Source organism: Hyphomicrobium sp., assembly GCF_035548195.1.
Lineage (GTDB): Bacteria > Pseudomonadota > Alphaproteobacteria > Rhizobiales > Hyphomicrobiaceae > Hyphomicrobium_B.
The window spans coordinates 291024-304225 of sequence record NZ_DASZTY010000025.1; the positions used below are offsets into that span (position 1 = coordinate 291024).

The following is a 13202-nucleotide window of genomic DNA, read 5'->3' on the forward strand; positions in this document are numbered from 1 at the left end:
TCTGGGCGCGTCGGCGCGAACGGACTCTATGCCTTGGCCGATCAAGCGAAGCAAGGTGTATCATAAGGTTTTTTTATCGAAATCTCACGTCATTGCGATTGGACGTTATCGTCGCGCGCCTCTATATCTCAAGGCAGGGACATTACGTTCCTGAAGTCTAATGGAGGACACCATGAAGACCTGGACAAAGCCCGCCGTGCGCGAGCAGGAAGTCGGCCTTGAAGTTACGTCGTATCTTCCGGCCGAGATCGACCTCATCTAAGTCGATTTCAGCATGAGATAAAGTTCGCGCGGCGACAAGTGTGTCGCCGCGTTTGTTTTTTGGCGCCGCGATGAGGCTATTGTCCGCAGTCGATCGTGACTTTCACCCAGGGCAGATCGAGCTTGCACTTGCCGGATCTGGTTTTCGTGAAGACCTTTCCGAGGCCCAGATCATCGAGCTTCTTTTGCAGATCGGATGCGGTGTCGTCTGCTGACGCCGTTTCATCTTCACTCGAGTTCGTGGAAGGTTTCGCATCCTTGGACGCGGTGGGCGGCTGGTCTGCCGGAGCCTTCGATGCGTCAGCTGTTCCCGTCTCGGGGTTGGCGCTACCGGTTGATGGCGATGTCGACACGCCGTGAGAACCGATTGCCGCCGGTTTCGCACTGCTCGGCGGCGAAGCCATTGCGACTTCGGGCTTCGCAGCGGGTTTTGCGTTCGTGCCGGAATTTGTGCTTGGCTGTGTCGCCGTAGCGGGCGGCGTGGCCTGCGCTTCGGTCTGGCCACAGAGCTGCAGATTTTCGGGCGCCCGGGTCCAAATCATCGTCTTCGACAGGAATTTCAGGCCCGCATACCCGGTGACGCGGAGCTTGCCATTGTCGAGGGGTGTCAGCTCGACATTGTATTTGCGCCCGCGCTCGGGTGAATAAATCCAGCCGTTATCCCAGTGGCCGCCGCCAACGCTTGCAACATCGCCGATTATCTGCTTGCCGCAGCCTTTTGCATCCTCCGCGTTTTTAACCCACACAACGTTGCCGCAAAGTTTGTCTCCGCAGGGCCTGATTTCGATAGCGCCACGGCCGGTATCGTTGATCCAGATTCCGGTTGGATCGGAGGCCGCCGACGCGCTTTCGAAAGCGGCGGGCGCCAAGCTGAAAACGGCGAATGCGGACGCGACGACTTTCATTCCGCGCATGACACGTTCCTTTGATAGTTCCACTGACGTCCTGGTGCCCGATATCGCTTGCCAATGCTGTTCCCGAGGAAACACTTTTAATTCACCGCAGGCATTTCGGGCGGTAATGTTAGTTCGGCGTCGGCATCCCGCCGCAATGTTTTTCGGTTACCGGTGAAACGAATGCCGAGCGGTCTCCGTAGACACTCCTGTGAGCCTGAGAGGCTGCCATTCTGAAGCCCTCGTCTCGCACCGATAAAGTTCAACCTGTTCCAAATTATGGAGACGTTCCGATGATTAAGCCGTTTCTGGCAGCGACGCTGCTTGCCTTCTCGACCTCTTTCGCGTTTGCAGATGACCTTTCGACGAAAGCGATGCAAGAGCATCCTGGCACAATGGGCGGATCAACTTCAAATGCGACAGCAAAGCCCAATTCCGGCTCACTCTCGGAAAAACAAATGCAGAATGAGCCCGGTGTAAACAGCGATACGCACGGAATGACGGCCACCCCGAATGCAAAACCATCTGACGGTTCAATCGCCGGTAAGGAAATGCAGGACAATCCCGGCGCGCGTAAGTGACGCAACCCTGCGGCAAATCGGGCCGCAGTGCGTTAAGGCGTCCAGCAAGGGGAAGCGCGTGAACCGCCGCTTCCTCTTTCTGCGTTTGCGCCCTTTCATTCGCTTTTTATGATGCCCGTCAAAATTTGATCGGAGTACAAACAATCGGCCTGCTGATCTCCAAACCCGGCGGAATGAAATCGTTCCGAGTCCGCCGGCCTGCTGATCGACGATGACGCCGACAACGAATTCTCCGAATATGGTGTCCGGCGCGTTTGAACGCCGCGCTGAAAAATTTACGGATGATCGCCGTCGTAGTGCGCGACCTGGTTGATCATCACATACCGCCCCGCTACGAAGCCGATAACGACAAGCACGCACGCGATGGCGAGAAGTTTAACGTGACGATGCATAAAAATCTCCGAAAGCTGAATGTGCGCGTAGTAAAGCCGGCCACCCACGACAAACCGAGCGTCGCGCGACTGGCCGGACTATACAATATGCAGAAGTCTATGGGCGCCTGCTTATCCCGTCGCCGGCTGATTATAGTTACTCGATGGCGATGAGGACTCCGCGTTGACAAGCTCGGCGACGGCGATTTCACCATCAGCGATGTAGTGATTGACGCGTTCAATGCGATCGCCAGGCTTAAAGAGCGTAGCATGGCGAATTTCTCCGCAGCGCGTCAGCTCGCCGATAATGAAATCGCGTTCGACGTTCGTGTCCGCATCCGTGGCATGCGTAAGCTGAAATGTCAGCCATGTCAGCGAGAAGCCAGTATCCCGCGTACCGGCTCCAACCCAAAGCGCGCGTTCGTGATATTGCGGATGGTCGGTATTGAGCCAGAACTCAAGCGAATTTGCATTTGATTGGGCATTTGCCACGTTCTGAGCCCAAAAGCGGACATGGTGCCGCTTGCGCGGGCTATCGCCAATCGCCTTCTGAAAGCCAATGTCCTGACCTCGCCCAAAAAGGTAGAGCGTACTGAATGGCGCGGACGGGTAGGGCCTGTTGAGAACGAAGGCGCGCGCCATACGCCAGGAACTCGCGAGCGACAGGCGGTCCGCTTCGATCCATCCTGCCGCCGCAAATGCTGCACGGAGCTGATCGAAGGTGCCAACAAGGGCGAGATTTACAGGATCGCCAGGTAAGCCATCTCCTGTAACGGTGAATTGAGGAACATGCTGACGGCGGAGGATTTTGAGACCCATGCGAACCACGCGGGGGAGCACGACATACGCCGCTATAGCGTAAGTGATGCTGAGCGCGGCAATCGTTGGTGCGCGATGGTCGAAAAATTTGAAAACGTCGACGATCAGCCAAATGCTGAAGACACCAAGCGCCACGATGCAGAGGCGCTGAAGCAAACGAATGATGACTCTCACCAGTGTCCGCTGAGATCGCAGCGCTCCTTAGTATTCACATCCTCCACTATACGCGTTCTAAAACATTCGAAAAGCCGCAAGCCAGCGTGGCCTATTGGCTGTCGGAGGGGAGATGACTCCGAAGTAGGCCTCGGCCCCAAAGCGTCAACCGCCGCCGTTGGAAAAGTTGGCCAGAACGGCAATGAAGGCATACGGACTCGCCGCCATATGCCTTCGGCCACGATTTAATATCCGCCATATGCAGCTAGGTGCCAGTGTAAAAGAAATCGTCTCCAATCTGCGCATAATCCGGCCAATCGCCCTGGTGAACGATGTCACCGCCGACGATGGTCATCGCAGATTTGATGTTGCGAAGATTGGCATCCGAGACGCGCAGTAAATCCGCACTCAAGACCGCAAGATCGGCCACTTTTCCCACCTCGAACGATCCTTTATCGTCATCAAAGTTCTGGTAGGCACTGCCGCCGGTCCATATTTTGAGTGCTTCAAGGCGCGAGATTTTTTGCTTCGCATTCTCGGGGATACCGCGCACGTTTATGCCGGTCGTGGCGTAGTAGAAATTCAGCCAAGGGTTATTCGGACAATAATTGCTGCCATCCGTGCCCGCGCCTATCGTGATGCCGGAATCGACAATTTGACGATAGAACGGCCCTGGTCCGCGTTCCAAGCGGTCCAAATATCTTTCGCTCTCGAGATCGACTCCGACGCCTAGATCTTTTAGCGCTTTCAACTGTGCTGGCGTTGTTTGGAAGCAATGTATCAGCTGCCAGCGTAGATCCTTCAGCGGATATTTCTCGTTGATGCGTTGGAACGCCGCCAACTGAAAATCGACATCGGCGTAGAAGTCCGTGTGATTCTGCAACTTCCAACCAACCATCGCGATCGCCTCGGCAGTGGGCTCGAAAAGCGTGCTGGATGTAACAGGTCGAGTCCCGATCGTTTCTCCGAAGCCACCGGCTCGAAACATATCATCGCCCATTAGACGGAAAATATTTTGCGCCCGCGCCAGGACCTGAGCCGGGTCGTTCGAAGCGTAGTTCAGCCTATGGCGAACATGGAGCATTCCTTGCCGCCATAACTCGAGTGCCGGATAATCTTGTGCTGTGACCGCCGCGACTCCCGGATCGAGAACGTTCGTCACGCCGTTACTCAACGTCCAGGCGTTATTGTCCCACGTCTGGCGTAGTTTATCTTCCGGCGTTTGCCGAGCCTGCAGAACGGCAAGTGCCGCTTCAGGCGTCGAATCAATCCGGCCGGATGCATCGACTGAAAGTCCCGCTGCGGAGAAAATCTTTCGACCGAGCGTGTTGGTAACTGAGAACATGTTTTCGACCCAGCCGGCGCGACCGGATAAAAAGACGGGATTTCTGGGACATGCTGAGTCCAGTTCGGCAGCGGTGGGTGGGCGCTTTTCATCGAGTTGGATGTAATGCCAGCCAAGGTGACAGCCGACAAACCGACCCGGCGGCACGCCCTTGGCGCGGCGCGCGAGAAGGTGCTGAATTTCCCTGATTGAGAAGGCTGTTTCGATGTCGCGCATTTCGTAGTCGGGGGTCATGCCTGTGCGCGAGTGATGCACGTGCATATTTATGAGACCTGGAATAACGGTGTGCCCCTTGAGATCGATGATGCGGCTTCCAGGCGACAAGCCTTTCGTTGATCCAATCGTGGCAATGCGGCCGTCTTTGATGGCCATCGAGCTAAAAACTTTATTTTGTCCGTCGAGAAATTTGCCATTTACGAAACCGAGGTCGGAGGAAACGTCGTTGCTCTTCTTGCATCGGCGGTCTCTGCGTAAATTCCTGAAGTCGAAATGTTTGAAATCGGCATTGGCGTCATCGATCGAGCTAAACATCATTGTTGAAGCGGCGATCGAGCCGACAGCCGCTCCAGCGAGGAGCTGGCGCCTTGACATTGCGGAACTCGATTTGTCACTTCCTTGATCGGGCGCCTGCGTGGAATCCAATTGGCGTTCCGTCTCATCTTTTTGCGATGTCATTGCGCTCTCTCCTACAAAAATCATTTTTTTCGTTCTGGTGCGGGGAAAGCCTATCGATCGCGCGCAAATACGGTCTTGGCGTAAGACGCACGCAGTTGCGCTGAAGCGAACTCCCGATCTGGAAAACGATGTTTATTTAGAGATGTCGGAAGCTTGTGGATTAGGAGCGCCGCGCATTCACAAATGACGACGGGAAGAGCCGAGCGATACCCGCTCTCATTCGAAGAGCGCGCCAAAACGCGACCGGTGCTAACTGCGATCTGCCAATCGCTGTTCCAGGTCTGTCGAAGCTATTTACCGTTGGTTTGGATTTGGACTGGCCCGGCAGAGGCACTTGGCGGAAGGGGTGGGATTCGAACCCACGGTGGACTTGCGCCCACGCCGGTTTTCAAGACCGGTGCCTTAAACCACTCGGCCACCCTTCCGGACACCCGGCAGAAACGCCGAGGCGCAGTCGGCGGGGAAAAATCCCGCGCTGAACGCTGCCTCTCCTAGCCCGTTCGCACGCCTGTCTCAAGCGCATCGATTGCCCCAGCCGAGAAACCTTCGGGCGCTTAACCTGATCCTAAGCCGCATTTGTCATCATTCCGGCAAGCTTCGGCCAACCTTGCGTGCTCTGTGGTGCGTCGAGGGTGCGCTGGGGCGGGCGTAGCGTATCGAGTTGAGTTTTGCGTAATGAACAGGGGCCACCACGGCCGGCTGGCGGTTCGCGTCATGCTGGTAACGACCGCGGCAGCGCTGACGTCGGCCTGTTCGAGCGATGCGCCCGTTCGTACCATCGGGGGCGTTTCCCGTTCTGTTTTTACGGAAGACAAGTACGGTGTTGATACAAGCCCTCGCGTTGCCACCGGCTACATCCGTAAGGGCGGCGGCAGATACAAGCTCGGTGCGCCATACAAGGTGGCCGGACGGTGGTACGTTCCGCGAGAAAATCCAAATTACGTCGAATACGGGATTGCGTCCTGGTACGGCGCCGATTTTCACGGCCGTAAAACAGCTAATGGCGAAATCTTCGACGCCAACGCTTTGACAGCCGCCCATCCAACCTTGCCGCTTCCGTGTTACGCGCTTGTCACCAACCTAGATAACGGCAAGAGCGTCCTCGTGCGCGTCAACGATCGCGGGCCTTACGTCAACGACCGCATCATCGATATGTCCTACGCCGCCGCCAAGCAGCTTGGATATGTGAAGCGCGGACGAGCCCGCGTCCGCGTTCAATATGCCGGACGCGCGCCGCTTAACGGCGACGATCATCGCGAACGGCAGTATTTAGCCCAGCAGCAACTGCGCGAACGTGGAGCTCCTCCTCCAGTCGCCGTAGCGTCGAACGCCGTAGCGCCGCAAAGATATGGCAATGCAACCTTGCCGCCCGACGCATCGGATCGCTGGTCACCAATCGGTTATCGTGCAGCCCTGGCAGGAAAAAGCGCGCCGCCGATGCCGCGCGCCGCCGCAAATCCGCGGGTCGAGACCGCGAGCGTCACGACCTACGACCAAGGCCGCATGTCATTGACGGCTGCACCGCCGCGGCCGACCTTCCAACCTTTCGCGCCTCAACGAGCGTATGTGCAAGTCGGCCTGTTTCGTGATCGTTCGAATGCGGAGCGCTTGCGCCGTGAACTCGGGACATTGGGACCGGTCGAAGTTGCTCCAGTACAAGTCGAGGACGGAGCGCAAGTCTATCGCGTGCGCATCGGACCATTTTCGCCGGAGACGGCCAACCGCACGCAGAACCAGGTCGCGGCCTATGGTGTTCCCAATACAGCCGTCGTGACAGATTAGAATTTGTTTTCACCAGGCGGCGTTGACCATGACGCCCATGGATTGGATACTCTGACTTTGTCGCAAAATGCTGTCTCGGATGGGCGGCCTCAGCGAACTCGATTGATCTATGTTGACCAAGAGCCGCGCCTGGCTCATCGCCTCGGCGCTTATCGCCAGCTTTTTTATTGTAACGGCAGAGTCTGCGGCGGCTGCCGATGACCTGTTTGTGACCAAAGCACCGCGCGCGATCCTGATCGACGCTCAGACAGGCGCCACGCTTTATCAGAAAAATGCCGACGAGCCCGCGCCCCCAGCGAGCATGAGCAAGCTCATGACGCTCGCGGTGCTGTTTCGCGCCATGAAGGAAGGCCGCATCCACAAAACCGACGAATTCACGATGAGCGTCAACGCCTGGCGAAATGGCGGCGCACCGTCGGGAACGTCCGCGATGATGGTGCCTGTGAACACGAAAGTGACCGTGGACGAACTTATTCAGGGCATCGCCGTGCAGTCGGGCAACGACGCAGCGATGTGTGTAGCCGAGGGAATGGCCGGCACTATAGGTGCCTTCGCGCATATGATGAATGAGGAAGCGCGCCGCATCGGCCTGACGAGATCCACCTTCGCGAACGCCAGCGGTCTCCCTGATCCACACCAGTTGATGAGCGCGCGCGACCTTGCGGTTCTGGCGCGATACGTCATTGACGAGTATCCGGAATATTATCCGGTCTTCTCACAAAAGGAATTTCGCTACCGCAAGCACCGCTTCATTAACCGCAATCCGCTGCTCTTTCTGAATATCGGCGCCGACGGTCTGAAGACCGGGCATACCGTTGCTTCGGGTTATGGCTTAGTCGGGTCGGCGGTGCAGGACGGGAAGCGCCTAATTGTCGTCGTGAGCGGGCTTGAAAAAGCAGCACAGCGCAAGGACGACGCCGTTAGACTTCTCAATCTCGGTTTCAAATCGTACAGCGCGGTCCGCCTTTTTGACGCAAAGGAGGTCGTCGGATACGCGCGCGTGTGGGGAGGCAAGAGCTGGTACGTGCCGCTCGCCGCCAAGACCGACATCATGTTCACCGTGCCGAAATATCCCGCCGATCAGAAAATTTCGGCCGAAATTGTTTATAAGGCCCCATTGAAGCCGCCAGTGAAAGCGGGCGATCAGGTCGCAACGCTGAAAATGTCGAGTTCGACCAGTGCGACGGCAGAAATCCCGCTTTATGCGACCGAGGATGTTCAAAAAGGCGGCATCGTACGTGAAGGGATTGATTCACTCGTACTGATGGCCTTGCGCCGCTTGGCGTTCTAAATTATGGGCCGAGCATTGAGGCGAGGCCCATGAAGCGCGGAAAGTTCATCACATTCGAAGGCGGCGAAGGCGTCGGTAAATCGACCCAGGCCAAACGCCTCGCCGAACGCTTGGAACGCGCTGGGACACCGGTCGTCGTCACGCGCGAACCCGGCGGGACGCCGGTCGGAGAGGACGTACGCGGTCTTATTCTGAAGGATCGTCCGACCGATCCAGTGACAGAGCTTTTGCTTTTCGTTGCCGCCCGTGCCGAGCACGTGACGTCTGTCATCCGGCCCGCGCTCGATGATGGAACGTGGGTCATCTCGGACCGCTTCATCGATTCGACACGCGTCTATCAAGGAAAGCGCTACGGCCTAGAGCCAGAATTTATTTCCATGTTGGAGCATTACACCGTCGCTCCGGATTTCCCGGATTTGACCTTGATACTCGACTTGCCGGCGAGCGAAGGCGTCGAACGCGCGCGCAGCCGTGGCACGCTCTCGCGCTACGACGCCGAGCGCATCGAAACACATGAGACGCTGCGCAAAGGGTTTCTCGAAATCGCGACGAACGAGCCGAAGCGCTGCGTGTTGATCGATGCGAGCCTATCGGTATCGAGCGTCGAAACCGCCGTGTGGCAGGCTGTATCGGCGCATCTCCTCGCCGAGGCAGGCTGATGGCGCGCGCGCCGTCGACCGTCGATACGGAAGCGTTACCCGAAGCCGACCGGCTCGACGATTTCCCGCATCCGAGAGAAACGCGATCGCTCATTGGCCAAGACTTAGCGCAGACCGCGCTCGCCGATGCTTTGAGCGGCGGCAGGATGCACCACGCTTGGCTTCTTGCCGGGCCTAAAGGTGTGGGTAAGGCGACGCTTGCCTACCAGTTCGCGCGCATGGCGCTGGCGCGTCCGGAAGAGCGCGATCTGTTCGGACAAGGGCTCAGTATCGAGCCCGACTCTCCGACAGACCGACAGGTTCGCGCGCTGTCGCATCCGGCCATGCTTGTCATCCGCCGCACGTATGACCCGAAGACGAAACGCTTTTCGCAAAACATCCCCGTCGATGAAGTGCGCCGCCTCAAATCGTTCCTGGCGTTGAGCGCGGAGGCGCAGGGATGGCGCGTCGTGATCGTCGATAGCGCCGACGATATGAATGCCAACGCCGCCAACGCCCTTCTGAAGTCGCTGGAGGAGCCCCCGCCGCGAACAATTTTTCTTGTCCTTACCGCCGCCCCGGGCCGTTTGCTGCCAACGATCCGTTCGAGGTGCCGGGTCGTTGCGCTCGCACCGCTCTTGGAACAGGATTTGAAACGAGCCGCGGCACAGGCGTTGACGGGCGCGGGAAAGGCCGTGCCCGAAGCGCAAGTCTGGGACCCGCTTTTGCCTCTGGCCGAGGGCAGCGTCGGACGCGCACTGACGCTGCTTGGGGGCGGCGGCATAGCATTGCAGGCACGGATCGATGCGATTCTGGGCAGTTTACCCAAGCTTGACCTAAAGGCCGTGCACGCCCTCGCTGACGAGCTTCAGCCCATCGCGCAGGAACGAAAATTCGAGCTTTTCTTCGATCTTTACCAGTCGGCCCTGGCCCGCCTTATTACGATCCAAGCGACAGGGGAGGGGCCGGAACGGGACGTCGCACTGGCTGGACGCCTCATCGGCTCCGACCGCCTTGCCACCTTCGCCGAGCTATGGGAAACAACGGCCCGCGACAAGGCCGAAACGACAGCGCTCAACCTTGATCGCAAATCGCTCATTCTCGGAAGTTTCGCGCGTCTGGAGGCCGCGAGCCGCCGTTGAGCCGACTGCATTGCCGCGCTCAACGACCCATCGACAAGGAAGCCGCCCCGTGCGCGAAAAATATTACATCACGACGCCGATTTTCTATCCCAACGGCAAACCCCATATCGGCCACGCCTACACCGTCATCGCGAGCGACACGCTCGCCCGGTTTGCGCGGCTGGACGGCAAGGACGTCTTTTTCCTTTCGGGCACCGACGAACATGGCCTGAAAATGAAGCAGACCGCCGACAAGGAAGGGATATCGCCGAAGGCGCTGGCCGATCGGAACTCGGCTGTCTTTCGATCGATGATCGGGGTTCTCGGCGGCTCGAACGACGAATTCATCCGCACGACGGAACCACGCCATCACAACTCCGTCCGTGCCGTCTGGGAGCGCATGGCTGCCAACGGCGACGTTTATCTTGGCAGCTATGGCGGCTGGTATTCCGTGCGCCAGGAAGCCTATTTCGACGAGAAGGAGACAACTGTCGGAGACGATGGTGTCCGACGCGAACCTCTCGGCTCGCCGGTCGAATGGACCGAGGAGGAAAGCTATTTCTTTCGGTTGTCGGCCTATCAGGACAAGCTGCTCGCACATTACGAAAGTCATCCCGATTTCATCGGGCCTGCTGAACGGCGCAACGAAGTCGTCAGCTTCGTCAAGTCGGGCCTCAAGGATCTGTCGATTTCGCGTTCGACGTTCGATTGGGGCGTTCCCGTGCCAGGGGACGACCGTCACGTCATGTACGTGTGGGTCGATGCCTTGACGAACTACATCACTGCTGCGGGCTATCCCGATACCGATAGCGACAAGTGGCGGTATTGGCCCGCCGACGTGCACATGGTCGGCAAGGATATTGTCCGCTTTCATGCCGTTTATTGGCCGGCCTTTCTGATGTCGGCGGGGGTCGAGCTTCCGAAGCGCGTATTCGCGCACGGATTCCTCTTCAACCGCGGAGAGAAAATGTCGAAGTCGGTCGGCAACGTCGTCGACCCGTTCGATCTCGTCAAAGCATATGGCCGCGATGCCGTACGTTATTTCTTTTTGCGCGAAGTGACGTTCGGGCAGGACGGAAATTATTCGCCTGAAGTAATTGCCAATCGCATCAACGCCGATCTCGCGAATAACCTCGGTAATCTCGCGCAGCGTTCGCTGTCGATGATCTTCAAAAACTGCGACGGCACCATCCCGCAACCCGGCGCGTTTACTGCCGAGGATCAGGCGGTCTTGTCCGCCGCCGATGCGCTCTACGGCATCGCTCGCAGCGAAATGGATCGTCAGGCAATCACGAAATATCTCGATGCCGTCTGGAATGTCGTCGCCGATGTGAACCGCTATTTCGCGGCCGAAGAGCCATGGGCGAAAAAGAAAAGCGATCCGGCACGCATGGCGACGATCCTCTACGTCGCCGCCGAATGCGTGCGCCAGTTCGCGATCCTTGCGCTTCCTGTCATGCCGGAAAGCGCGACGAAACTCCTCGACCTGATTGCGGTTCCGGCGGAAGCACGCACATTCGCAAGTCTCGGTTCCAAAGGCCGCCTCGCGCCCGGGACAAAAATACCCGAACCGCAAGGCGTCTTTCCGCGCTATGTCGATCCCGATGAGCCGAAAGGCAAAAAATCCTGATGCTTGTTGACCATCACTGCCACCTCGACTTCCCCGATTTCGCACCGGAGTTAGATCAGGTCGTGGCGCGCGCGCGTGAAGCGGGCGTCGGCACGATGGTGACGATCTCGACGCGCATCCGCCAATTCGAAAAAGTCCTCGCGGTGGCGGAACGTTTCGATGACGTCTACTGCTCCGTCGGCACGCATCCGCACAACGCACACGAGGAACTCGATATCCCGCTCGAGCGAATCGTGGAGCTGACGCAACATCCGAAAGTCGTTGCCGTCGGCGAAGCAGGCCTTGATTACCACGACAAGCATTCGACGCCTGAAGCGCAAGCCGACGGTTTCCGCCGTCATATCGCGGCCGCGCGCGAGACGGGGCTCCCGCTCGAAATACATACGCGCGAAGCCGACGACGATACGATTGCCATACTTGAAGACGAGCATGCGAAAGGCGCATTTCCCGCCGTGCTCCATTGCTTTACCGGCGGACGAAAGCTTGCCGTTCGAGCGCTTGATCTCGGCCTCTACGTGTCCTTCAGCGGCGTGATTACATTCAACAAATCTGAGCCCTTGCGCGAGATCGCGCGCGACGTGCCGATGGATCGCCTTCTGGTCGAGACCGACGCGCCATTTCTCGCGCCGACTCCGTTTCGCGGCAAACGCAACGAGCCGTCATACATCGTTCGCACCGCTGCCGCGCTTGCGGCCGTCAAAGGCGTTTCGGATGATGAAATTGCGCGCGCCACGACGGATAATTTCTTCCGCCTTTACAAAAAAGCGCAGCGGCCCGCGAGCGCGCCGAATGGAATGGCGGCTGCATGAGCTACCGGTGCACGATCCTCGGATGTGGGTCTTCCGGCGGCGTACCGCGCATCGGCATGAACTGGGGCGCTTGCGATCCGGAAAATGCGAAGAATCGCAGGCAGCGATGTTCCGCGCTCGTTGAACGCGCCGGCTCCGGCGGCCGCACATCCGTGCTGATCGATACCTCGCCGGATTTTCGCGCGCAGATTCTTGCGACACGCCTGACGGCGATCGACGCCGTGCTCTATACGCACGACCACGCCGACCATACGCACGGCATCGACGATCTTCGCATGGTCGCCTTTGCGATGAAGCGGCGCGTCGACGTCTATTTCGACGCGGCGACCGGCGCGAGCCTCAAGTCACGTTTCGGCTATTGTTTCGAGACGCCTGAGGGCTCGCCGTACCGGCCGATTCTCAATGGCCACGAAATCGACGGAATGGCGCCCATTGCGATTTCGGGCGGCGGAGGCATGATCTCTGCCCAGCCGATCGCGCAATGGCACGGCGCGATGCAGTCGCTCGGCTACCGCATCGGCAATCTCGCGTATTCGCCGGACATCAGCGACATTCCAGAGGGCTCGATTCCTCTTCTTGAAGGGCTAGATGTTTGGATCGTCGATGCGCTGCGCTACACGCCGCACGAAAGCCATTTCAGCGTCAAGCAGGCGCTTGCTTGGGCCGAACGTTTGAAACCGAAACGAACGATCCTCACGCACATGACGAGTGAACTCGACTATGCGACGCTCGCCCGCGATCTGCCGCCGGGCGTAGAGCCGGCCTATGACGGTATGGCCGTGACGTTCACCTGATACGCGAGCGCCGAGTGCGCCGCGTGGCGAGGCCACCGG

The 13202-nt window shown here is 58.4% G+C and carries 12 protein-coding genes and 1 tRNA gene; 9 read left to right on the plus strand and 4 right to left on the minus strand.

Features of this window, described 5'->3' with window-relative positions; all coding sequences use genetic code 11:
- Positions 1-172 precede the first annotated feature (172 nt).
- The gene (gene pqqA, locus VHB22_RS10950; protein WP_015598411.1) at positions 173-262 is read left to right on the plus strand and encodes a pyrroloquinoline quinone precursor peptide PqqA; all 90 of its coding nucleotides are present in this window, start codon (positions 173-175) and stop codon (positions 260-262) included.
- 76 nt (positions 263-338) lie between these two features.
- Here the strand turns inward: pqqA and VHB22_RS10955 are convergent, their stop codons facing one another.
- On the minus strand, positions 339-1175 hold the full coding sequence (locus VHB22_RS10955) for a DUF2147 domain-containing protein (RefSeq protein ID WP_325457001.1): 837 nt from the start codon (positions 1173-1175) through the stop codon (positions 339-341).
- 272 nt (positions 1176-1447) lie between these two features.
- On the opposite strand from VHB22_RS10955, the gene VHB22_RS10960 reads away from it, so the two are divergent.
- Positions 1448-1735, plus strand: a complete 288-nt coding sequence (locus VHB22_RS10960; RefSeq protein ID WP_325457002.1) for a hypothetical protein — start codon at positions 1448-1450, stop codon at positions 1733-1735.
- Between the two features lie 503 nt (positions 1736-2238).
- Here VHB22_RS10960 and VHB22_RS10965 read toward each other — a convergent pair.
- The 3 genes from VHB22_RS10965 to VHB22_RS10975 form a co-directional block, all read right to left on the minus strand.
- Complete coding sequence (locus VHB22_RS10965; protein ID WP_325457003.1) at positions 2239-3099, minus strand: LssY C-terminal domain-containing protein; 861 nt, start codon at positions 3097-3099, stop codon at positions 2239-2241.
- Positions 3100-3343: 244 nt separating this feature from the next.
- Complete coding sequence (locus VHB22_RS10970) at positions 3344-5098, minus strand: amidohydrolase (protein ID WP_325457004.1); 1755 nt, start codon at positions 5096-5098, stop codon at positions 3344-3346.
- Between the two features lie 335 nt (positions 5099-5433).
- Positions 5434-5523, minus strand: a tRNA-Ser gene (locus tag VHB22_RS10975).
- Positions 5524-5773: 250 nt separating this feature from the next.
- Between VHB22_RS10975 and VHB22_RS10980 the strand changes: the two genes are divergently transcribed.
- The 7 genes from VHB22_RS10980 (at position 5774) to VHB22_RS11010 (ending at position 13163) form a co-directional block, all read left to right on the plus strand.
- Positions 5774-6880, plus strand: a complete 1107-nt coding sequence (locus VHB22_RS10980) for a septal ring lytic transglycosylase RlpA family protein (RefSeq protein WP_325457005.1) — start codon at positions 5774-5776, stop codon at positions 6878-6880.
- Between the two features lie 109 nt (positions 6881-6989).
- Positions 6990-8171 carry a D-alanyl-D-alanine carboxypeptidase family protein gene (locus VHB22_RS10985; RefSeq protein WP_325457006.1) on the plus strand — a complete coding sequence of 394 codons (1182 nt, stop codon included), beginning with the start codon at positions 6990-6992 and terminating at the stop codon, positions 8169-8171.
- A 29-nt stretch (positions 8172-8200) separates the two neighbouring features.
- A complete protein-coding gene (gene tmk, locus VHB22_RS10990) occupies positions 8201-8830 on the plus strand; it encodes a dTMP kinase (RefSeq protein ID WP_325457007.1) in 630 nt (209 codons plus the stop codon).
- Entirely contained in the window at positions 8830-9951 is a 1122-nt protein-coding gene (locus VHB22_RS10995) for a DNA polymerase III subunit delta' (protein ID WP_325457008.1), read from the plus strand. Before tmk ends, VHB22_RS10995 begins: the two co-directional genes overlap by 1 nt.
- Before the next feature lie 49 nt (positions 9952-10000).
- Entirely contained in the window at positions 10001-11560 is a 1560-nt protein-coding gene (metG, locus tag VHB22_RS11000) for a methionine--tRNA ligase (RefSeq protein ID WP_325457009.1), read from the plus strand.
- Positions 11560-12369 (plus strand): TatD family hydrolase, encoded by an 810-nt coding sequence (locus VHB22_RS11005; RefSeq protein ID WP_325457010.1) that lies wholly within the window; start codon positions 11560-11562, stop codon positions 12367-12369. The genes metG and VHB22_RS11005 overlap by 1 nt, the downstream gene beginning before the upstream one ends.
- Complete coding sequence (locus VHB22_RS11010; protein ID WP_325457011.1) at positions 12366-13163, plus strand: MBL fold metallo-hydrolase; 798 nt, start codon at positions 12366-12368, stop codon at positions 13161-13163. Before VHB22_RS11005 ends, VHB22_RS11010 begins: the two co-directional genes overlap by 4 nt.
- Positions 13164-13202: the final 39 nt, after the last annotated feature.

What these genes read in the sequence shown, in the direction of transcription:
- pqqA (WP_015598411.1), top strand. Translation starts at nt 173, where the DNA reads ATGAAGACCTGGACAAAGCCCGCCGTGCGCGAGCAGGAAGTCGGCCTT.
- VHB22_RS10955 (WP_325457001.1), bottom strand. Translation starts at nt 1,175, where the DNA reads ATGCGCGGAATGAAAGTCGTCGCGTCCGCATTCGCCGTTTTCAGCTTG.
- VHB22_RS10960 (WP_325457002.1), top strand. Translation starts at nt 1,448, where the DNA reads ATGATTAAGCCGTTTCTGGCAGCGACGCTGCTTGCCTTCTCGACCTCT.
- VHB22_RS10970 (WP_325457004.1), bottom strand. Translation starts at nt 5,098, where the DNA reads ATGACATCGCAAAAAGATGAGACGGAACGCCAATTGGATTCCACGCAG.
- VHB22_RS10980 (WP_325457005.1), top strand. Translation starts at nt 5,774, where the DNA reads ATGAACAGGGGCCACCACGGCCGGCTGGCGGTTCGCGTCATGCTGGTA.
- VHB22_RS10985 (WP_325457006.1), top strand. Translation starts at nt 6,990, where the DNA reads ATGTTGACCAAGAGCCGCGCCTGGCTCATCGCCTCGGCGCTTATCGCC.
- tmk (WP_325457007.1), top strand. Translation starts at nt 8,201, where the DNA reads ATGAAGCGCGGAAAGTTCATCACATTCGAAGGCGGCGAAGGCGTCGGT.
- VHB22_RS10995 (WP_325457008.1), top strand. Translation starts at nt 8,830, where the DNA reads ATGGCGCGCGCGCCGTCGACCGTCGATACGGAAGCGTTACCCGAAGCC.
- VHB22_RS11005 (WP_325457010.1), top strand. Translation starts at nt 11,560, where the DNA reads ATGCTTGTTGACCATCACTGCCACCTCGACTTCCCCGATTTCGCACCG.
- VHB22_RS11010 (WP_325457011.1), top strand. Translation starts at nt 12,366, where the DNA reads ATGAGCTACCGGTGCACGATCCTCGGATGTGGGTCTTCCGGCGGCGTA.